Source organism: Vibrio sp. YQ_11 (assembly GCF_043103065.1).
GTDB lineage: Bacteria > Pseudomonadota > Gammaproteobacteria > Enterobacterales > Vibrionaceae > Vibrio > Vibrio parahaemolyticus.
In genome coordinates, this window is the sequence record NZ_JBICJM010000049.1 from 214813 (window position 1) to 236366 (window position 21554).

19 protein-coding genes and 1 pseudogene are annotated in these 21554 nt (G+C 45.3%); 12 read left to right on the forward strand and 8 right to left on the reverse strand.

Going from position 1 to position 21554, the window contains the following annotated elements; all coding sequences use genetic code 11:
• Positions 1-5: 5 nt before the first annotated feature.
• Entirely contained in the window at positions 6-1988 is a 1983-nt protein-coding gene (locus tag ACF8EG_RS21255; protein ID WP_069505054.1) for an MtrB/PioB family decaheme-associated outer membrane protein, read from the forward strand.
• 86 nt (positions 1989-2074) lie between these two features.
• On the opposite strand, the gene ACF8EG_RS21260 is transcribed toward ACF8EG_RS21255, so the two are convergent.
• From ACF8EG_RS21260 to rsuA, 3 genes are all read right to left on the reverse strand, one after another.
• A complete protein-coding gene (locus tag ACF8EG_RS21260) occupies positions 2075-2734 on the reverse strand; it encodes a DUF2913 family protein (RefSeq protein WP_005462414.1) in 660 nt (219 codons plus the stop codon).
• The gene (locus ACF8EG_RS21265) at positions 2734-3936 is read right to left on the reverse strand and encodes a Bcr/CflA family multidrug efflux MFS transporter (RefSeq protein ID WP_020840425.1); all 1203 of its coding nucleotides are present in this window, start codon (positions 3934-3936) and stop codon (positions 2734-2736) included. The genes ACF8EG_RS21260 and ACF8EG_RS21265 overlap by 1 nt, the downstream gene beginning before the upstream one ends.
• Positions 3937-4368: 432 nt before the next feature.
• Entirely contained in the window at positions 4369-5070 is a 702-nt protein-coding gene (gene rsuA / locus ACF8EG_RS21270) for a 16S rRNA pseudouridine(516) synthase RsuA (protein ID WP_069505052.1), read from the reverse strand.
• A 121-nt stretch (positions 5071-5191) separates the two neighbouring features.
• On the opposite strand from rsuA, the gene ACF8EG_RS21275 reads away from it, so the two are divergent.
• From ACF8EG_RS21275 to rplY, 5 genes are all read left to right on the forward strand, one after another.
• Positions 5192-6943, forward strand: a complete 1752-nt coding sequence (locus ACF8EG_RS21275; protein WP_005489009.1) for a DEAD/DEAH box helicase — start codon at positions 5192-5194, stop codon at positions 6941-6943.
• Positions 6944-7075: 132 nt separating this feature from the next.
• Complete coding sequence (locus ACF8EG_RS21280) at positions 7076-7501, forward strand: PepSY domain-containing protein (protein WP_005495629.1); 426 nt, start codon at positions 7076-7078, stop codon at positions 7499-7501.
• Positions 7502-7519: 18 nt separating this feature from the next.
• Positions 7520-8179, forward strand: a complete 660-nt coding sequence (locus tag ACF8EG_RS21285; RefSeq protein WP_005478918.1) for a response regulator transcription factor — start codon at positions 7520-7522, stop codon at positions 8177-8179.
• The gene (locus ACF8EG_RS21290) at positions 8169-9518 is read left to right on the forward strand and encodes an ATP-binding protein (protein WP_023623977.1); all 1350 of its coding nucleotides are present in this window, start codon (positions 8169-8171) and stop codon (positions 9516-9518) included. Before ACF8EG_RS21285 ends, ACF8EG_RS21290 begins: the two co-directional genes overlap by 11 nt.
• Positions 9519-9802: 284 nt before the next feature.
• Positions 9803-10081 (forward strand): 50S ribosomal protein L25, encoded by a 279-nt coding sequence (rplY, locus tag ACF8EG_RS21295; protein WP_005378066.1) that lies wholly within the window; start codon positions 9803-9805, stop codon positions 10079-10081.
• Positions 10082-10221: 140 nt separating this feature from the next.
• Here the strand turns inward: rplY and ACF8EG_RS21300 are convergent, their stop codons facing one another.
• Together ACF8EG_RS21300 and ACF8EG_RS21305 are read right to left on the reverse strand one after the other, a co-directional pair.
• On the reverse strand, positions 10222-10737 hold the full coding sequence (locus ACF8EG_RS21300; RefSeq protein ID WP_069494978.1) for a GNAT family N-acetyltransferase: 516 nt from the start codon (positions 10735-10737) through the stop codon (positions 10222-10224).
• Positions 10738-10748: 11 nt separating this feature from the next.
• Positions 10749-11456, reverse strand: coding sequence for a GNAT family N-acetyltransferase (locus tag ACF8EG_RS21305; protein ID WP_025524943.1), 708 nt, complete (start codon positions 11454-11456; stop codon positions 10749-10751).
• Positions 11457-11805: 349 nt separating this feature from the next.
• On the opposite strand from ACF8EG_RS21305, the gene ushA reads away from it, so the two are divergent.
• Entirely contained in the window at positions 11806-13521 is a 1716-nt protein-coding gene (gene ushA / locus ACF8EG_RS21310) for a bifunctional UDP-sugar hydrolase/5'-nucleotidase UshA (protein ID WP_005495634.1), read from the forward strand.
• A 418-nt stretch (positions 13522-13939) separates the two neighbouring features.
• The gene (locus ACF8EG_RS21315; protein ID WP_005462330.1) at positions 13940-14161 is read left to right on the forward strand and encodes a hypothetical protein; all 222 of its coding nucleotides are present in this window, start codon (positions 13940-13942) and stop codon (positions 14159-14161) included.
• Between the two features lie 132 nt (positions 14162-14293).
• On the opposite strand, the gene ACF8EG_RS21320 is transcribed toward ACF8EG_RS21315, so the two are convergent.
• Positions 14294-14542 (reverse strand): DUF1289 domain-containing protein, encoded by a 249-nt coding sequence (locus tag ACF8EG_RS21320; RefSeq protein ID WP_020840419.1) that lies wholly within the window; start codon positions 14540-14542, stop codon positions 14294-14296.
• A gap of 189 nt (positions 14543-14731) precedes the next feature.
• On the opposite strand from ACF8EG_RS21320, the gene ACF8EG_RS21325 reads away from it, so the two are divergent.
• Positions 14732-15178 carry an META domain-containing protein gene (locus ACF8EG_RS21325; RefSeq protein ID WP_069505050.1) on the forward strand — a complete coding sequence of 149 codons (447 nt, stop codon included), beginning with the start codon at positions 14732-14734 and terminating at the stop codon, positions 15176-15178.
• Between the two features lie 59 nt (positions 15179-15237).
• Here the strand turns inward: ACF8EG_RS21325 and ACF8EG_RS21330 are convergent, their stop codons facing one another.
• Together ACF8EG_RS21330 and ACF8EG_RS21335 are read right to left on the reverse strand one after the other, a co-directional pair.
• A complete protein-coding gene (locus ACF8EG_RS21330) occupies positions 15238-15834 on the reverse strand; it encodes a response regulator transcription factor (protein ID WP_005462333.1) in 597 nt (198 codons plus the stop codon).
• Positions 15824-17460: pseudogene (locus tag ACF8EG_RS21335) on the reverse strand (PhnD/SsuA/transferrin family substrate-binding protein). The gene ACF8EG_RS21330 and the pseudogene ACF8EG_RS21335 overlap by 11 nt, the downstream one beginning before the upstream one ends.
• 467 nt (positions 17461-17927) lie before the next feature.
• Between ACF8EG_RS21335 and ACF8EG_RS21340 the strand changes: the two are divergent.
• From ACF8EG_RS21340 to ACF8EG_RS21350, 3 genes are read left to right on the forward strand one after another with little or no spacing between them, the layout of a single operon-like run.
• The gene (locus ACF8EG_RS21340) at positions 17928-18911 is read left to right on the forward strand and encodes a sulfurtransferase (protein WP_069505047.1); all 984 of its coding nucleotides are present in this window, start codon (positions 17928-17930) and stop codon (positions 18909-18911) included.
• Positions 18912-18931: 20 nt separating this feature from the next.
• Positions 18932-20728: an FAD-dependent oxidoreductase gene (locus ACF8EG_RS21345; RefSeq protein WP_069505045.1), complete on the forward strand. Its 1797-nt coding sequence runs from the start codon at positions 18932-18934 to the stop codon at positions 20726-20728.
• On the forward strand, positions 20725-21495 hold the full coding sequence (locus ACF8EG_RS21350) for a (Fe-S)-binding protein (protein ID WP_069505043.1): 771 nt from the start codon (positions 20725-20727) through the stop codon (positions 21493-21495). Before ACF8EG_RS21345 ends, ACF8EG_RS21350 begins: the two co-directional genes overlap by 4 nt.
• Positions 21496-21554 lie beyond the last annotated feature (59 nt).

Genomic DNA, 21554 nt, shown 5'->3' on the forward strand with positions numbered 1-21554 from the left:
GAAGCATGAAACTATCTCAACTGTGCATCGCTATTTCCCTTGCTTTTGCTGTGCAAGCGCACGCCAACGATTATTCGTTACAACGTTCTCAACCAGCCGACACTAGCCGCTGGCAGTGCAGTGAATGCAGCAGCGACGGCACATGGAGTGGAGAAGTCAGCGCGGGCGTCGGTTACCTTAACAACGACGGTTCCTCTCGATTCTATAATTGGAATCCGCCCGTTTACGGTACAAACTCTGACAATAAACACTTTAACGCTAGCCTAAACGCCGATATCGAACAATATGAAGACGAGGGATTCTACAATCGAATCGTCGTCGAAGATCTTGGTTTGCAACGCTTCTTACTGCAGTGGGAAATGGGCCAGTACGACGGATTACGTATCCTCGGCAGTTACAGTGAAACTCCGTATTTCTGGAATCAGTCCTCACTCAGTGCGTATCATCCAAGAGAAGATGCACTCGTTAGTGGTGACCTATCGAAATATGAAAACTCAGTGACGCGAGAGACGTTTAAGTTAGAACTCAAGTACACACCACATACGCCATGGAAGCCATATGCCTCCATGAAGCACGAACGTAAAGAAGGCACAACGTCGCTCTATTCATCGACCATTCCGGGTTACGCCAACGCGCCGGGATTCATACCCAAAGCCGTCGATCATGAAACCTTAAATACTCAAGTAGGAGTGAGCTACATTGAAGATTTGTGGCTGGTGGATATTGCGTATCGCGGCTCGTTTTTCCGCAATGACAAGTCCGCACTCTATTACGGCGGCATTACCAACCCTTACGCCAACCACATCGCGTATGAGCCTGACAACGACTTTCACCAGTTTGTTGTCACGGGGAATTATCGGTTGAATCAACAAACGTTCAGTGGCCGCTTACTTTGGTCACAAACGTCTTCTGAAGGCGGGTTAAATCCGTTTCCGCAGTCCCCCGTTAACTCCAATACATTCCATGGCGAAACCAACACTTGGCAAATGAGCGCGGATTACCACAACAAACTTTCGCGAGACACAGCTTTCGCCATTTCTGCGGACTATTCAGACAAAGACGATAACTCCGATAGAAACACCATCATCGGCTCTACAAGAGAAAAATACGACCACACAAAAACCAAACTGGAAACAACGTTAACGCATCGTGTTGCGTCTGATGTGAAAGTGAATGCTGGTTATCACTTCAAACAAGACGAGCGAAGCTATGCCGACCGAAAACGTACCGATGAACAACGCGTTTTTGTTGGTGCTCAGTACAGACCAAACAGTCCGTGGCAATTAGGCGGTAAAGTCTCCTACTCTTTCCGCGATGGCTCTGATTGGCAGGACGACAGCAGCGACTCGCCTAATTTGCGCCAATACTATTTAGCCGACAAAGAGAGGATTGAGCTCCGTGGCGACGGCAGTTATGACATGACAGACGATGTCCAGCTACTTGCAGAACTTTGGTACGGAAATGATGACTATGCAAAACCTGATATTGGTTTAAGCGAAGGGGAAGATTACGGCTACGACCTCAGCCTCAATTTCAATTTACTCGACGGATTAAGCGGGCATGTTTTTTACAATCAACAGATCATCCGCTCCGAGCAACAACAAGCAAACTCTGACATTGTCGGCTGGAATCGCTACACCACCAAGCTCAAAGATGACATCACAACCATTGGTTTTGGTGTGAGTAAAGAGCGACTGCTGGACGACAAACTTTCTATCTCATTTGATTACAGCTACAGCCAAGCGGACAGTAAATCTTCAACCACATCTGGTGGTTACCAATATCCTGATAACGAGGCGAACTCGTATCGATTTGAAGTCATCGCTGACTATGAAGTATCTGAAAATCAAAACGTGCAGCTTAACCTCCGTTATGAAGACTACTCAGAAGAGGATTACTTGTTTAACAACGAAACCGGAACGATGGGCGACGTTTTGCAAAGCTATGAAGGTCTGTATGGCGGCGTCTATTGGAAATATCGTTTTTAAACACTGAGTGACGTAACAAAAAAAGCATCAGACGTTTCAAGCGCCTGATGCTTTCGTATTTAAAGTCTACTGCTGTGAGAAGTTGATTAAGCTTGGAAGCTCAAAGGAATCTCAGCCAATTGGTTACCTTCGTTTGCAGGGAAGATAAGGTACTCACCGTGGTATTTCACCATCGATTTGTAGTCCGTCACTTTATGCACCATAAAGCCCGCTTGCGCTGCTTTCTCAACAAACTCAGCATGGTTGCCACGCACAAACCAGCTCATCGGTTTAACGAGCAACTCGCCGTCGAAGCAGCTTTCGCATTGGTCTGCACATAGTGCCAAAGAATTTTGACCTTCCGTGAAGATTTGGATTTTGCCACAACCAACCAATTGTTCAGAGGTAGAAACCTCCCAACCCGCTTGCTCCATTACGTCCAAAAAAGCTTCGACGTCAGAGTCTTTGATCACTTTTGAATCTTCACCTTCAGGGAAGAATTGCGCGTAGAAAGCAGAAATACGTTTGAAGATAAACAACAAACCAGCGTCATTCCCCTTTGAACGACCTGCCTTTTGCCAACGAGTTAAGTCATCGCCGACCGTTCGACCAAAACGCTGAGATTTCAGAGCTTTTGTTACCCAACGAACAAGATAGTGGTTGTTCGCCACTGGCGCATTGGCCAACTTGCCAGAACGATGTTCCTGCTCCAGTTCATTCAGAGCAGAGTTAACCAAGTTTTGAATTTCTTTGGTGTAATTCGACATTACGCCTTTCTTCCTAAAGTCCAATAAAACAGTGCTGAAAGCACAGAACAAGCAAACATAACGATGATCATAGGCCACGCAACATTACCTGGTAGTGATGCCACCAGCGCGCCAACCAATGAGCCGATACCGAATCTTAACGTCCCCGCCAGAGACGATGCCGTACCCGCCATTGATGGGTAGCCACTTAAAAGCAGCGCCATCGCATTACTACCAATCGTCGACAATGTGCCGATAAACAGCACAACAAAAGGCACGATGCCCCACAATCCGAAGTCCATCAACCAACTTACGAACAGACCAATACCCGCCAAAAGTTGCACGAACAACCCAAAACGAAGCATGGCATGAGAGCCCACTTTTTTCACCAAACGACCGTTAATGCTGGTCATGATGATCATCGCCACAATGTTCAAACCGAATAAGTAACCAAATTGGTCAGGTCGAACACCGTATAAATCAATATAAACAAACGAACCCGCAGTTAGGAATGCAAACATCCCCGAAAACGAGAATGCACCAGACAACATCAAGCCCAACGCTTCAGAACTTGAACACAAACGGGCGTAGTTTTTTAATGTGGTGCGAAAACGCAATGGTTGGCGGTTTTCTGGTTTTAGCGTCTCCGGAATTTTCCAAAACACCAGCAGAATGACAACCACAGCAAAGATAGCCAGCACCCAAAAGATGGAACGCCATCCGAACCAAATCGCTAGGTGACCACCGATCATCGGCGCGACCAAAGGTGCCATAGTGATCACTAAGGTGACGAAAGACATCGCGCGCGCAAAGTCTTCACGGTCAAACATGTCACGCACCACAGCTTGAATAATGACCGCCGCAGCCGCGCCAGCAAAACCTTGAGCGGTACGAACATAGGTTAACGCATCAATGCCGTTTGTGGTCGCACTCACCACCGCTGCTAATCCAAAGAAAAGCACACCCAAAATCAGTACCGGTCTGCGGCCAAAGCTATCGGCAAGCGGCCCATGAATTAACTGACCAATCGCAAAACCCGCCGTATAAGCCGTCAATGTAATTTGAACCGCACCAGGTGCAACGCCCAAATCTTTTGCGATGGTCGGCATTGCGGGTAGATACATGTCGATCGCCAATGGCGTTAGCGCGCCAATTGCACCGAGCACAAGAAACAGTAAAAAACTGATTTGAGATTGGGGAGCGCTTTGAGCTTTTTCTGTCATTCTTTTACCTCTAGTTGTGTCCTTGCCATCAGCCATTTCTTTTCAGAAACTAGCAAGGATGCTTCTCGTACCATTGAAAACAAAGCACAGTGCTTTGCTGATTCAATTTTCGAGGATCATAAGGACGAATGTTTACCAAGGTGGCCTTGACGAGCTCGACATAGAAAAGCGCATGATAACGATGCATGTTCACCCGATAATTGCGCGCAATAAACCAAAGATGACAGCATGATTGATTCACTACGAACGGATGTTTCGCGAGAAAAGTATGCGTGAGCCTGTGATAAAACACCGCGGCATATCACTGAGGTTAAGCATGCATACCGAAATTGTCTAGGCACGAAAACATTTTGGTAGGAATCGTCATTTTGAGCCAATTCCTACCAAAAGACTAGTTCCTGCTAGGAACTAAATAATTTCCGAGAGCGACGATTAATTCCACACAGAATCCACTTCTTCTTGAGTCAGATAACGGTAATCACCCGGTTCTAGAGTGTCATCCAACACGATATCGCCGATTCGCTCACGATGAAGTAGTTCTACTTTGTTACCAAGTGCAGCAAACATGCGTTTCACTTGGTGGTACTTACCTTCAACGATAGTAAGCAGTACTTCGTTTTCTGCTTCATTCACGATCTCAAGGTGCGCTGGTAACGTCGCTTCGCGTTCGTTTCTCAACTCAATACCTTGCGCAAACTTTTCAACGTAATCAGGTTGAATCGCATCCGCTAGCCACACGCGGTATGTTTTTTCGCATTTGTGTTTCGGTGATGTAATACGGTGAGACCATTGGCCATCATCTGTAATCAACACCAAACCCGTCGTGTCCACATCTAAACGGCCAGCGAAGTGAAGGTTTTCGACTTTAGGTTCATCAAGCAAGACAAAGGCCGTAGGGTTGTAACCATCTTCGTGTGAACAAACAAAATCCGCAGGTTTGTACAACATGATGTAACGAGGCCCAGGCGCACCGATTTCTCGGCCATCCCATTCTACAACACCACCTTCTGGCACTTTGAATGAACCACTTTTTTGTACTTCGCCATCGACGAGCACTTCGCCACTTTTGATGATCTTTGTTGCCTGCTTGCGAGTCGCACCCAGAGCATCACACAAATACTTATCTAAACGCATGAATACCTCATTGAATTATACCCAAGTGATCTCCGAATTACGGTTCAAAGGTCACTTGGGTATAAAAGTCAGGTATTATAGCCTTCCTAGTTCGAATAGTTGAGCAATTTCACATATTTTCATGTACACACTTCGCCCATATCAAGCTGACTCTGTTAAAGCCGTTATTCATTACTTTCGCAAACATTCCACCCCCGCAGTGATCGTACTACCAACTGGTGCTGGGAAAAGCTTAGTTATTGCAGAACTGGCACGCCTTGCCAAAGGGCGTGTGCTGGTTTTGGCCCACGTAAAAGAGCTGGTGGAACAAAACCACGCGAAATATGAAGGCTACGGTTTGAAAGGCGCCATATTTTCGGCAGGATTAGGAAGAAAGGAAACCGACCAACAAGTGGTGTTTGCCTCGGTGCAATCGGTAGTGCGCAATTTGGACTCATTCAAAAACCAGTTCTCACTTCTGGTTATCGATGAATGTCACCGTGTGCCAGACGATAAAAACAGCAGCTATCAAAAAGTGATTACGCACCTTCGAGAGCTCAACCCTGGCATCAAAGTTTTGGGCTTAACGGCAACACCGTATCGTTTAGGAATGGGATGGATTTATCAATACCACACCCGAGGTCAAGTACGCACCGAAGAGTCGCGCTTTTTCCGCGACTGCATTTTCGAGCTGCCGATCCGTTACTTGCTGGACGAAAACTTCCTCACCCCCGCACGCATGATGGATGCGCCCGTTTTGTCTTACGACTTCTCGCAGCTGAAACCCGCTAATACCGGACGCTACAAAGAAGCGGAAATGGACATGGTTATCGACAAAGCCAAACGCGCCACTCCTCAGATTGTGGAGCAAATCATTCAATACGCGAGAGAGCGTAAAGGCGTGATGATCTTTGCTGCAACAGTTCGACATGCTCAAGAAATTCACGGCCTGCTGCCAGAAGGCGAAACCGCCATCGTCATTGGTGACACTCCAACGCCAGAGCGCGATGCGATCATTCAAGCTTTCAAAAATCGTGAAATCAAATACTTGGTGAATGTCTCTGTGTTGACCACCGGGTTTGACGCGCCTCATGTGGATTTGATTGCCATCTTGCGCCCCACAGAGTCGGTCAGCTTATATCAACAAATTGTTGGACGAGGCTTGCGTTTATCGGAAGGCAAAAATGAATGTCTGGTACTCGATTACGCGGGTAACAGCTACGATTTGTATCAGCCAGAAGTAGGAGATCCAAAACCCGACTCCACCAGCGAGATCATTACTATTCCTTGCCCTGCTTGCGGATTTAACAACAATTTCTGGGGCAAATTGGACAGCAATGGCTTTTTACTCGAACACTTTGGCCGACGCTGCCAAGGTTACTTTGAAGATGAAGACACGGGCGAACGCGAACATTGTGGCTACCGTTTTCGTGCCAAATATTGCGGCGAATGTGGCGCAGATAATGATATTGCCGCTCGTATATGCCATGAATGTGATGCAACATTGGTCGACCCAGATAAGAAACTAAAAGAAGCACTGAATTTGAAAGACGCACTGATCTTCGAGTGCACAGAGATGGACTTGTCCGTGTTCAAATCAAATGACGGCAAATCACAGCTCAAAGTCACGTATTCGGGGGAACCATACCAAGGCGAAGGTCATGCGTTAGTTCATGAGTTTTGGTCATTAAACACCAAGAAACAGAAGCAAACTTTTAAAGACCAGTTTGTGCGCCCTCACCTTGCAGATAAACATCGCCCGTTTGAAGAAGCATCGCCTACACGAGTCGTCGCCAATCAACACCGTTTCCGTTTACCGCAGTTTGTCATTGCCAGAAAGTCTGGGCGCTTTTGGAAGTTGCGCGACAAGATTTTTGAAGATGAACTTAAATAACGCTCGATTCGCACCAGTGATTTTGCCAAGAGCAAAGTGAATGTGACTGAACCGACAGTTCACACGATGATTCACTTTCTGTTCATGTACAGCTAGATATAATTTTGCCAACTCTTCAGAAAAGGTTTTGCTATGTATAAACCAGTGACCTCTCAAAATCTTGCGTTGTTTTTCAGCCTCGCCCCGATGCTGCTTTCTGCACCAAGCTTCGCGCAGCAAAATGATATTTACACCACGCAAAATGGCCACGCCATCGTGCAAGATGTCGAAAAGCCCGGCACACGTATCGAATTTGATGAAGACCAAGATGAGGTCTACCGCGCCGTACAAAAAGGCTACATTCGTCCCTTCTCTGAGCTTTACGCGGCCGTCGAAAATGACCTTTATGGTCGCATCATCAAAGTCGAGCTTGAAGAAGATGACAATGAATGGGTTTACGAACTGAAAATACTCTTCAACAATAGCGTGTTGAAGGTCGAATATGACGCTGCCACATTGGAAATGCTGGAAGTCAAAGGTCGAAACTTCAATAAAGCTTTAAAACCACCACAAAACTAAATAATAAGAAACGCTGCCATGAAAATACTTGTTGTCGAAGATGATCCTCGTCTAGGCGAGCAAATTATCGAAACGTTGGAAAATAACGGTTGGGTACCTGAGCTATCACAAGATGGCATTGACGCGCTCTACCGAGCGACATCCGAAGAATGGGACGCGATTGTGCTCGACCTTGGTCTGCCGAAACTCGATGGCTTGACCGTTTTAAAGGGCATTCGAGATGAAAACATCAACACTCCGGTCGTGATCCTAAGTGCGCGTGATACCTTAACTCAACGAGTAGAAGGCCTAAACGCTGGCGCAGATGATTACCTGACTAAACCGTTTGAAATGGTTGAGCTTATCGCTCGTCTTCGCGCCCAACTGCGCAGAGCATCTGGTAACGCTTCTCCGGTCATGCAAATAGGCGATTTAAGCCTAGATACCAGAACCTCAAAAGTGATGTGGCAAGGCCAAGCAGTGAGCCTAACAGCACTGGAATATAAAGTGGTCGCTTACTTTATGCATAATCCTGAAAAAGTCATTTCACGCACGGAGCTTGTGGAGCACATTTACAAGCAAGACTTTGATCGTGACTCCAACACGATTGAAGTATTTATCGGTCGTATTCGTAAGAAAATCGCCCCAAAAATCATCAAAACCGTGCGTGGTTTAGGGTATCAACTGAATGCCGAATAAGAACAAACTGCCGCTGCATGCCTTAAAGCGCTTAAGTATCAAAAGCCGATTGGTGTTGGCGGCGGTTGTGTGGCTCACCGCCATGATCCTTGCTGCGGGTGTCACCATTCCTACCCAAGTTTATAACTATATGGTGGACGACACGCGCTCCCAACTGAGCATCTTTATGGATGAAATCGCCGCTCAATTGGAAGTCGATCATACAGGCCATCTTTCGTTAGCAGCTCAGCTGTCGGACCCTCGCTTTAGTCGCCCGTACAGCGGCTTATATTGGAGTGCATCGACAGATACAAGCCTCGAACGCTCTCGCTCGTTGTGGGATAAAAGAATCGAGTATAAAGGACTCGATAAAGATGCGTATGGTGCAAGAGACGAAAAACTGATTACTCTGGAAAAAGCGCTATATCTACCCGACTACGATGGCCCAATTCACATCATCGTAGGTATCGACGAAGAGCCAATAAAAAGCACACTGCAAACCCTTATTGGTCAACTCTGGCTAATTCTAGGATTGTTGTTTGCTGGCGTTCTGACTGTCATTCTCTTGCAAATCGTTTGGTCATTGAGTCCACTAACTAAACTGCAAAAAGAGCTGGCAGAGCTCAAAGCTGGAAATAAAAAGAGTTTAGAAGAAACTTATCCGAAAGAGATTTCGCCGCTTATTTCTGACCTCAATGCTCTGCTTTTCCACTATCAGGAGTTACTGGAACGTGCGCGTAACCACGCGGGTAATTTGTCACACGCACTTAAAACGCCGCTATCTGTGTTAAAAAATGAAGTGCAAACGCTAGAGCCCAAAACGCAAGCCCGCTTAAACGCCCCACTCAACCAGATTCAAGATCACATCGACTATCATTTAGGTCGCGCTCGAATGGCGGGTTCCATGAACATCCTTTCTGTCAAAGCCAATCCAGCAGAGCGAGTAGATGCTATCTCAATGGCGTTCGATAAAGTCTATGCCGAGCGAGACATCACCTTAGTTAATGAGCTTGATTCTGAGTTGAATGTTGCAGTCGAAAAAACCGACCTCGATGAAATGATCGGTAACTTGCTTGAAAATGGCTATAAATGGGCAAATAGCATGATTCGCGTCCACTCTACTCAGGATAAGGATAGTATCCACCTGATTATCGAAGACGATGGGCCTGGAATCCCTCAAGCGCAATTAGGCCAAGTCATCAAACGTGGTGTCAGATTAGACGAAACAACGCCAGGTTCTGGGCTCGGTTTAAATATTGTGAGTGAAATGGCGCACAGCTATCGAGGCCAATTGGCTTTGGAAAAGAGCAAAATGGGTGGCTTAAAAGCCACATTAACGTTGCACCGTAGCCGTACTTAAAACGAATCACGAAAGACTCTTTTTCATCGGTAAACGCTAATCAAACCGATGAAAATAGAAGCGATACGAGCATTTTTCACGCTAAGTGATGAAAACCATCAACTTCGGATCCGCCAAATGATGTGTTTTTATTGATTTAGATACGATTTGGGTTGCCCAATTCTAAGTGGAATGATAGTATCCGCGCTCGCTTGAACAGTTCCTGTTTCAAGCTTTACCACGAACAACAAGGTCGCATTGTTGATTGTGAACATTTGATTTTTACTAATTTGAGAGTAAATACTATGAAATTCGAAGCAGTAGTACGTACTGAACTAGGTAAAGGTGCGAGCCGCCGCCTACGTCACGCTGGCAAATTCCCTGCAGTTGTATACGGCGGTGAAGAAGCAGCAGTAGCTATCGTTCTTAACCACGACGACATCGTAAACCAAATGGACAAGCCTGAATTCTACGAAGGCATCGTTCTAGTTATCGATGGCAAAGAAGTTAAAGTTAAGCCACAAGACGTTCAACGTCACGCGTTCAAGCCAAAAGTTGAACACATGGACTTCATCCGTATCTAATTCCCTACCAAGGAATTAATCGGATTAAATCCAGACCTTTTGCATAAAAGATAATCGGATTTACCAACCGAGACATCTAAAAAATTTCAAAACCCCGGAGTCTTACCACCTCCGGGGTTTTACTATATATGGCATTTGATTTACGAACGGGCGATGTACTTCACTAAAGTGAGGTCCGTCAGCGTCATGCTATCAATCACTTCGGCTTCTTCTTCTCCAGTACGTACAAAACCACACTTCTTGTAAAAGTTCAGCCCTTGATTATTGGTGTTCAGTGCTTTCAGACTTATCTGCATAACTGGCGTGGAGAGTAGACGTGTTTCGAGCTCATCTAACAGCGCACTTCCTGCCCCTTGCCCATAATGTAACGGCGAGACATAGCAACACGTTACCAACGCCGTTTTATCTTCACTGGTGTGGTTAGGCAACTCGTAACTTAAAAACCCGACGATTTCCCCTTGTTTCTCAATCACAATCAATTGAGCCAGTTGCTCCGTCATAACTCGTGTCCACATCCTTTCTCGGCGCTCAATGGTAAACTGCTCTATATAGCTTTGTGGCATTAACCCTTTGTACGCCACCTGCCACGAATCGACATGTATTTTAGCAATTTGAGCTGCTTCTTCTCTGACAGCATTCCTTACAGTGTATCCCATTACTTTCCTTTCTATTCATCCTGAGTAAATACGCGCAATCGGTTATAAGCTTCAAAGCCCAAAGATTCGCACAACTTAATCGAAGGTGTATTTTCGATATTTACTCGGTATCTCACTTTACGATCTCGTGTTTTAGCCTCCGCCACTAAGTGTGAAAGCAAGCGCTTACCGTACCCTTTTTCTCTCGCTTTAGGGCTAACCAGTAACGATAACGACTCAAATGGCTCCTTTCCTTTGTAACAATATGACGCTAATGCCGCAACCAATTTACCCTCTTCTAAAATGCCATAGAAGAAGTGGCTATCGAGCTCGAAATCGGCTTTCTCAATATCTTCTGCGCTGTTACTACGTAAAAATGCGTCAAGCAACTCATTGTCAGATTCAATATTCAAAGTGAAAACATCAGCATCTTTATTGAAGGTATTATCATTAAATAAATGATAGTCGACGTCGTCATATTCGCAGAATAATTGCAGGTTATTTAATTTTCTCTCTAGCTCACTCGGCTGAAAATGTTTAATTTTATGCCAGAGATTTTCCGGACAGGATAAAAGAGTAAACGCATCAGATTGGAATAAATAAACAGCGGTGTGTTCGGAAAACCTTTTCCAAAATTGGGAGTCATAGTAATAACCGTTGTACGGTTTTTGACTGAGTTCAAACTGATTGCGCCAAGAGCAATCGATTTCTGCTGTTTTCGCAGATGATTTTATAAGCATCCCTACCTCTCTACCTTTGCAGTAGAAAATTATAACTATTTGTTTCGTAGGAACTTAGAAAAACATGAATTTGGCAAAATAATAACCAAACTTAGCGTCATACCTCACCAAAATGCGTATTGATTCACATAAACAACACGCATTCAATTAACTGCCTCACAAAAAATAGCTTAAGCCACATAAAATAAATGCTAAATACCAATTCTGTTTATTTATAGACGTAGTTTGCATGCTTATTAATTCGTATCTTCGATAGAAGTATAAATAAGAGATAGATCACTAAACTTTCACATTAATTCCGTATATTTCACGCCGTAACAATAACAAAATCACAAAGAAAGGATCCCTTATGAAGTTTTCCAAATCTCTATTGGTAGTGGCAGTGGGCGCTGCGCTAGCAGGATGCGGCTCAGACAGCGACAATTCACCAGTAACCTGTGAGACTGCAGATTCTTGTACTAAATTCACCGTTCTACACACTAACGACAACCATGGCCGCTTTTGGGAAAACAGCAAAGGCGAATACGGCATGGCTGCACGCAAAACTTTGATCGACTCTATTCGTGCAGAAGTGGAATCAAGCGGTGGCGAAACCATTCTATTGTCTGGCGGTGATATCAACACAGGTGTTCCTGAGTCAGACATGCAAGATGCAGAACCGGACTTCATAGGGATGAACCTGCTTGGTTACGACGCAATGGCTGTCGGTAACCACGAGTTTGATAACGCTTTAGATGTTTTGAACAAGCAGATCCAATGGGCTGACTTCCCTATGCTCGCTGCAAACATCTACAAGAAAGACACCGATGGTAAAGTAACCGACGAACGTTACTTCGCGCCTTACAAAGTCTTCACGATTAACGGACTTAAAGTTGCGGTTGTTGGCCTAACAACAAAAGATACAGCGAAACTAGTAAACCCAAGTAACGTTGCTGATATCTACTTCGAAGATCCTCAAGTTGAAATCAAAAAAGTACTTAAGGAAATCGAAGCAAACGAAACTGTCGATCTAGTTTTTGCAACAACACACATGGGTCACTACCAAGATGGTAACCATGGTAGCGAAGCACCAGGTGACGTTTTATTAGCGCGTTCTCTTGAAGAAGGCCAACTAGATGCAATTATTGGTGGCCACTCACAAAACCCAGTGTGTATGGAGCCGGGTACTAACGAATACGCAGACTTCAAACCAGGTGACGAGTGTGCTCCAGACCAACAAAACGGCACATACATCATGCAAGCGCATGAGTGGGGTAAATATGTTGGTCGTGCAGACTTCGAATACTACGATGGCAAACTGCACCTAGCAAACTACGCTTTGATTCCAGTTAACCTAAAGGCAAAAGATGCAAACGGCGACTACCAATTCATCGCTGAAGAAATCAAGCCAGATGCTGTAGTTAAGCAAATTCTTCGTACTTACCAAGAGCAAGGTCAAGATCTGCTTGACGTTAAAGTATCTTCTACGGATGGCAAACTTGAAGGCGACCGCGGTGTAGTTCGCTCACAGCAAACGAACCTTGGCCACCTACTAGGTGAAGCGTACCGTACATACGAGCTAGTGAAAGCAGACTTTGGTGTGATGAACTCCGGTGGTGTTCGTGATTCAATCCAAGCTGGTGATATCACTTATCGTGATGTACTAACAGTACAACCATTTGGTAACTTCGTAACAAAAGCGACCATGACAGGTAAAGAAGTAAAAGAATACCTAGACGTCGTTGCTACGAAATCTGCGGGTTCTGGTGCTTACGCTCAACTAGACAACATCACTCTAGATGTAGATTGTGATGCTGGCTCAGTAACTATTACTGACATTAACGGTAAAGGCTTCAACCTAGACGCAACTTACACGTTCGCTGTAATTAGCTTCAGCGCTGCAGGCGGTGATGACTACCCAGTTATCCAAGTTGAATCAACTCAAATGACAGACGCATCAGTACTGCGTGAGTTCTTCGTAAACAACCCGCAAATCTCGGCGGATAGCTACAACAAGAACCTAGACAACATCAAGTACTTCAGCAATAGCCAAGCAGTGAAAGGCTGTCCTGCAACTGGTAGCTAATACTCTACACCTTACGCTCTGACTAGAATGGTTCTATCGAATCAATCCGTCAGAGCTCCTAAATCAAAACCGAAGCTTTGTGCTTCGGTTTTTTATTTTCGATAAATTGCTGATAATTCTCCACCTTCACAATCTGTTCAAAAATTGTTCATTTGTGTTGTTGACGCCCCTGTGCTGGGCTTCTATGTTTGATAAGGTCTTTCAAATATGCAGGCTCATCGGCTAAATTTCGCGAGACATTTTTATTCGCATAGTCAATGATTCTGAGAAAGATGTGAATGGCGTTACAAGCACTGCTCTCAAACAATTTGTCTTTGGACTTCAAACGATGGTGATGTGCCTCCACGTGCACGCCAATGAGCAGCGATCTGGACGTCAATGTGTTCAAACTGCTGCCATCGAGTTCTGGAGGTCAAAAATGAAACGAGCCAGCAATAGCTACAGACTCCAAATGATCAAAGAAGTGGTCATCCGCCGAGAACGTGAAGCATGTACCGACCCTATGGCAAGGTACATTCACCAGTTAATGGATGAGCTTCCAACAAGCAAATTAGAGGTTGAGCTCAACCATCGATTTGCAGGAAATCACTTTGACGAACAAGCGGGAGGCTGGGTTAGCGACCGTTGGTCGATGAAATAACGCCAATTACCGATTTATAGGGAAAAATGGATAGGAGATTCCCGGTTCTTAAAGGATACCTTGCCGGGCCGGGAATATGTAAAAAGCAGAAACAAGAACAATGGCGTGTCCGCACCTTAATTAGAAATGCTTCTAAAACAAATCTTGTTGAGGTGATGAATTATCTTGAAGCTGTTCTGGCTTCGTCTTCCCTGCCAACATCTTTCTTCTGTATCTTTGACGACACAACTTAATAACGTGCAACTGCTGAGCGGGGGTTAAGTTCAGCCAATTAAACCGCTCCTCTCTTTTTCTCATACACCCCTTGCAATACCCTTTTTCATCGGAGGTACATACTCCAACACAAGGGCTTGGGACAGTGAAAAATTCCAGTTGCTCCATACTATAAACGCTCTTTCCATGTTAGGGCGTATTTGCCTAGTTTAAATAACTAAACGAGAAGATTACTCACCGACAAAATCTGTTATACACTTCGTTATGTCAAAAACATACGAAACCATAACCGTATGCTGACAAAAACAGTGTTTTATTACTTATACTTACCGCGTTTCTAAAAACGGAGTCTATAAAATGAAGCTTAGCCTAAAAACGTTAGTTACAGCAATCTCTCTCCCTGTTCTTATGACTGCTTGTGCTAGCAACGGTGATGATGTGAAAGAAATTACGGCTCAAGACTTACAGCACCACAACTGGGAACTTGTTCAAGTTGATGGTAAGAATATCGTTCTAGACGAAAACCAAAAAGCGGCTCGCCTAGAAATCGGTGAAAACCTAACAGCAAACGGCAATGCGGGTTGTAACAACTTCTTCGGTCAAGCTGAGCTGAAAAACAACCAACTACGCATCGAAAAAATGGGCATGACCATGAAGATGTGTATGGAAGATCAAATGAAGATCGAAAATGCAATGACACAAACACTATCTAACTGGAGTGACATCACTCTAACTAAAGATGGTCTTGTTCTGAAAAACGCCTATCATGAATTGACGTTTACTCTACGTGACTGGGTAAACTAATCCCAAGTCAGTAAACAAAACCATTTTTAAAAGCAGCCAACTGGCTGCTTTTTTTATACCTAAATTACGTGCCCTACTTTATGAATCAATGCCGCTAAACTTTCTACTTCCAACTTCTTCATTACATTGGAGCGATGAACTTCTATAGTGCGAAGCGAAACACACAGTTGGTTCGCCATATCCTGATTTTTCATCCCTTTAACCACCAGAATCAGTACTTCTTTTTCTCTTCTAGTAAGGCTTTGAAGAGTTAGTTTTGCACTTTGTTTTTCTTGGTTTTTTAGTGAACATTCCATAGCATTATCGATTGCCGCCACTAAAGCATTACCGTCCACAGGCTTTTGAAAAAAGTCCAACGCGCCTTCTTTTAAGGCCTCGACTGCCATTGGAATATCACCGTGCCCAGTCAGATATATAACGCTGATTGGACTGCATTGATTACGCATTAACAGGTGAAGCTCCTGCCCACGCATTTCTGGCATTCGGCTATCCAACAATACACATCCAGCTTGATGCAGATTCACACTCTGTAAGAAATCTTGCCCGTTTGAATAGACATCGACGCTATAACCATAACTTTCTAACATAAAGGCCATTGATTCTAAAACAGGCACTTCATCGTCAACGATATAAAGTGGACAAAGATTACGACTCATTCTGAGCTTCCTGATATGGTAAAACGATAGTCACTTGGCACCCAGATGGGTCAATTGACCTAAAATTGATGGAACCTTGGTGCGCTTCAATTACATCGCGACAAATAGCAAGCCCTAACCCTAGGCCATTTTCCTTCGTGGTATAAAAAGGCTGATCAAGAGGGGTATTTTGCTCTTCGAACCCGACCCCGTTATCCATGACATCAATGATGACAACGTCATCACAAAAGCTGATATGGAGATCAACAAACAACTCTTTTTGCGAAGTCGAATGAGCAAGACAAGCATCTTTGGCATTATTAAGCACATTAATGATCACCTGTTGCAATCCGGTCACATCCGCATAAACGTTTTGTACCTCGCCAGAATACATCACACCTAGTTGGATATTGTGACGTTGGAACTCATAATCCACCAACTTCATTGCATCATTGATGACGGCAGGTAAGTCAACCCAGCTTTTCTCGATTGGCGTCCGGTGAATCAAACTACGTAAACGCTGCACTATGTCACTCGCAGACGTCACTTGTTGTTGAATTTTCTCTATTATCGGCAACATTTCCTCGGGTGTAGTGCCTTGCTCCATCCGCATCTTTGCACCTTGACTGTAGTTTTTAATCGCAGCCAATGGTTGATTAATTTCATGTGCGATACTGCTGCCTAATTCTCCCACAATCGTAATACGTTGAGCATGTTCCAACATGCTACTCTTGCGACGTAAATCATTGAGGGTAGCTTTCAACTTTTCTCTACTACGTTTGAACGTCCACTCTAGCCAAAAGTGATAGATAGTCAGTAACACCAATGTTAGCAGCGCTGCGATAGCGACTGCTTGGTTTTTATGTAGCCACTCTTGAACTTTTTGCGCCCAAGGTTTCTGTAAGGGATGTAAGTCCAAATGCTTGTAGACTTTATCTACGTTAACGCTAGGCGCAGGTAGCGTCCAACCCACATTGTTGGCAGCAATAGCGGCTGAATGATCTGCAGGCATTGCAAACAGGGTTTGTGCGACCTTTTGCCCAACATCTACCGGAGCACGCTCCGTCATGGCCATGGTCCAATTTGGGTACAGAGGAGTACTAACTGCGCAAACGGAATCAGCAGGCCTTCTTTCGTTGAGCACTCGCAAATTATGCAGCTCTATCTTGCCTTCGGCCGCCATGTTTTCCAGCGTACAAGCAGGAACAATTGCAACATCAATTTGGTCGTCGATCACATCGAGAATCAACTGATCGGTCGGTGGGCCAGTAAAGTGGATTGTTTCAAAGAACGATGAGTTGAAATACCCAAGTTTGTCGAGCTCATAACGTAGAGCAAGAAAACCACCAAACGCCTTTTCTGATACAGCAGCGATACTGGCTTCATTGATGTCTCTCAGTGTTTTAAAAGGCGATTCTTCACGCACAACAACGACTGATGCTATCGACTTGTTCGGCACATTGCTGTAAGCCGTTTTCTGCGTTGCTAGCCAGTTAATAGGGTACTCACGAGCAAGCTTAGTTGCCTGTCCTGGACTCGTTAATATGAAATCCAACCAACCGTGTAAAAGGCTTCTTCTAGTTGGTCAAAATCGTAAGTATGTAAGTTGAATTCATAGCTGGGGTTTTGTTCTTCCAACCATGTCATTGTGGGTTGCCAAGATTCTTTAGCGTGAGAATGCCCTCTCAATGCCAGCACACCTACATCAAATGTTGTCCTATCAGACTGATGTTCTGCTTTGACTTGAGAAATACAGGTAAAACAAACAAATACAATAGAATAAAGGAGTTTCTGAAAATAATTTTTAGTCACTTAATAAAGCACAACGACAGCGTATTGGTTTCGCATTTTAGCACCGTTCCCCTCTCTAACTTTGTTGCTTTAGATCAATCCCACATCATTATTGTGGGAAACCACAATACCACCTAACTATTGATTTCCTCAGAATGCCTTACCCACAAAGGGGTAGAGTGCATTTCCGCTTATTTTAAGCCATGAACACCAAAAATGATTAAGAAACGTTCATGCCTGTACTCCCCCTTCAAAAGCATTCTATCTGTCGAAACATCAAGGATTCGGCAGCAAAACTTTAAATTAAAATACGGAAGCAACTCATGAAAAAATCGACAATTGCGTTGGGTGTGTTGGCCGCTGTCGCAGTGGTTGGCTACTCAGCTTACAATACGATGTTCTCAGCTGAGGCTGTAATAGTGGATGCTGCTGCTCAAGAGCAGAAGTTCACACAATACGCTCACCCAGAACACTTCATTTCTGCACAACAACTGAAATCGCTGATGGATGGTGACAAAGACGTGGTTGTGATCGGTGCGCTAAACCCTATCAAACCAGATAGTCCTATTTCTGGTTCTTACACTATGTGGCGTAACGATTACTCAGCGACTGAAGACGCCTACGACTTCGGCGGTATGAGTAATAGCACAGAAGAAATGGAGACAATCCTAGGCAGCTTCGGCGCAACAACAGACAGCACAATCGTCGTCTACGCTGCGGGCTCACACCACGATGCTGCGCGTCTTTACTGGCAAATCCATAACCTTGGCCATCAAGATGTTCGTTACCTTGACGGGGGCTTGAACGCTTGGATGGGCGCTGGCTACCCAACTGGCTCTGCAAACCAAAGCGTTGCAGCGGTTGAATACAACGCACCTAACACACAACAAGAGAACAATGCCCTAGCAACTCTAGACATGGTTATCGCAGCGCAAAACAACCCTGATTGGGTGATCCTAGATACTCGCGGCAACGACGAGTTCAACGGTGAAGTTGCGGTTTCTGGCGCATACGGTCCGGGCACTATCCCAAGCAGTGTTCACATTAACTGGACCAAAGCGTTGAACGAAGACACAACGCTGAAATCAGCAGAAGAACTGCAAGCCCTTTATAGCGACATCATCAAAGGTAAGAAAGTTATCGCTTACTGCCAGTCTGGTGTTCGCTCTGCCCACACCACCATGATTCTTACTGAAGTACTAGGTGCAGAAGGCGTCTACAACTACGACGGCTCATGGATCGAGTACAGCCATGCTCACTACGAGCAAAAGAATCCTGAAGTGAAAGTTATCAACGGCAAGAGCTAATCAACACGGAACCACAGTGAATGAACAATGTAATTTTTAGCCAAAAGCTATTCGACACCGCTCAAACGATTGTCGATGGTTGTATGGGTGATGCCGATCCGGCATGTCAAACCGCATGTCCAATGCACACGGACGTAAAGCAGTACGTTCGCATGGCAGGCGAAGGGAATTTCCAAGGTGCTCTGGATCTGATCCGCAGCAAATTATTCCTTCCTCAAACTCTTGGTCGTATTTGTGCCCACCCTTGTGAAGCGTCTTGTCGTCGCAACACAGAGTTCGGTCAACCAATCAGCGTAGCGGGCATCAAACGTTTCGTTGCAGAGAAAATGGATAACCAAGATCACTGGGATCTCAACATTGCGCCTCTGACGAACAAACACATTGCGATCGTAGGTGCAGGCCCTGCTGGCGCGCAAGCGGCTATTGAGCTTCGTCGTCAAGGCCACGAAGTAACGATTTACGAAAAGCTAGACGTATACGGCGGCATGATGCGTGTGGGTATCCCTGAATACCGTTTACCGCGCGACGTTATCGACTTCGAATACAGCTACTTGGCGATGCTGGGTATCAAAACTCAGTTCGGCGTTGAGATCGGCAAAGACATTAGCTTCGACACTCTACGTAGCGAACATGATGCTGTGATTCTGGCTCACGGTGCACACGTCGGTTCGATCATCCCTCTGCCGGGTCATGACAACGATGGCGTGTTTTCTGCGGTTGAATACCTAAAAGAGATTTCTGAAACTCGCCAATTTCCACGTGCAGGTAAACGAGTGATGGTTGTCGGCGGTGGTGACGTTGCAATGGACTGTGCGCGCTCTTCATGGCGTATTGGTGCAAGCGACGTGTACCAATGCTCACTTGAGAGTATTGAAAACCTGCCAGCAAGCCAAGTCGAAATCGACGAGTCACTAGAAGAAGGCGTCGAGTTCAACGCAGGTTGGGGCCCAGTTGCTATCGAACACGAGAACGGCAAAGTAACCGGCATCACTATCAAGAAAGTCCTGTCTATCTTTGATGAGCAAGGCAACTTTGCACCTCAGTACAGCGAAGAAAGCAAAACCATCTCTGTAGACACCATCGTTTTTGCAACCGGTCAAATCGTGGCAGACATTACTGACGGTGCACTAGAGCAAACTCGCGGTGGTCGTTACGTGGTCGATAAACAAACACTAGCATCGAGCCTAGAAGACGTCTTCGTAGCCGGTGACGCGTGTGGCGGTAACATCGTGATTGAAGCGATGGCATTAGGTCGTAAAGCCGCAATGAGTGTTGAGCGTTTCCTAACGACTCGCCCACTAACTGAATACCGCGACTTCGAGCAAGAATACAGCTACTCATCTCGCCTAGACGTACCACTACCAAAAGGTACGGTAGATATCCCTCGCCTACACGGTGAGTTACGTGACGCAGAAGAGCGTAAGCAAGATTTTGCCCAAGTGGATTTAGGCTTTACTGAACAACAAATCAAACAAGAAGCATCTCGCTGTCTGCAATGTAGCTGCAAGCTATGTATGACCGAGTGCATCATGATGAACGACTTCAGCGACTGTCCAAAGACCATCTTCTCTGACTTCGTGAACAACAAGTCGATGGATCCATTGCTGGCTTACTCATGTAACGCCTGTGACCAGTGCACCATCGTGTGTCCGAAAGACTTCCCGATGAAGGAAATGTTCCTAGGCGCACGTGCTGACTTTGTTAAGGCAAACAATGGTGAATCACCAATGCCGGGCCATAAAGCGATCAATATGCACCAGAAACTGGGCTTCTCAAAAATCTTCACTATGGCAAAACGAGCGGTATCGACAAAATGAGTAATAAAGTATTTATGCCAGGATGCAGTTTGCCATCCTATTCACCAGAAGGCGTAGCGGCCATTGCGAGCTACCTAAAAGAAGTATTCCCAGAAATGGGCGCAGTACAGAAATGCTGTGGCAAACCGACCGCGGCTATCGGCCAAACAGAGAAATTCAAAGAACGCAACGGCCAGCTTCAAGCAGACTTCGACAAGCTAGATGCACAAGAAGTCATCGTGGCGTGCCAAAGCTGCTACGGCATGATCAAGAAGTCTGGCGGCACACAAAAGCCGGTTTCATTATGGAAACTGCTTCCAGAAATCGGTTTGCCAGAAGCGCTACGCGGCAAAGCAAAAAACAGTGACGTGGTGTTTACCATTCATGATTCTTGTTCGACTCGCTACGAGAAAGAACTGCAAGACGGCATTCGCTGGATCTTAAACGAGCTTGGCTACAAAACCTCTGAACCAGAACACACACGTGAAAACACGCGCTGTTGTGGTTTCGGCGGCATGGTTGTACCTGCAAACCCTGACGTGGCAACGCGCGTAATCAAGCGCCGTGTTGAAGAGTTTGAGACAGACTACGTTGTGGTTTACTGCTCGGCTTGTCGTGCATCCATGATGGGTGTTGGTACGAAATCTTGGCACATTCTAGATCTAATGTTCGGCCCGGTGATCATGCAAGGCGATGAACCGCCAGTCAACGTACTCGCTAGCCCTGTGAAAGCTTGGTTCAACCGCTACAAATCAAAAGCGGGTCTGATCAAGTGTATGTCTGTGTAGCTATGTCTATGTAACTACTTCTTTGTAGCTATATCTTTTTAATTATTAGGTTTAAGTGA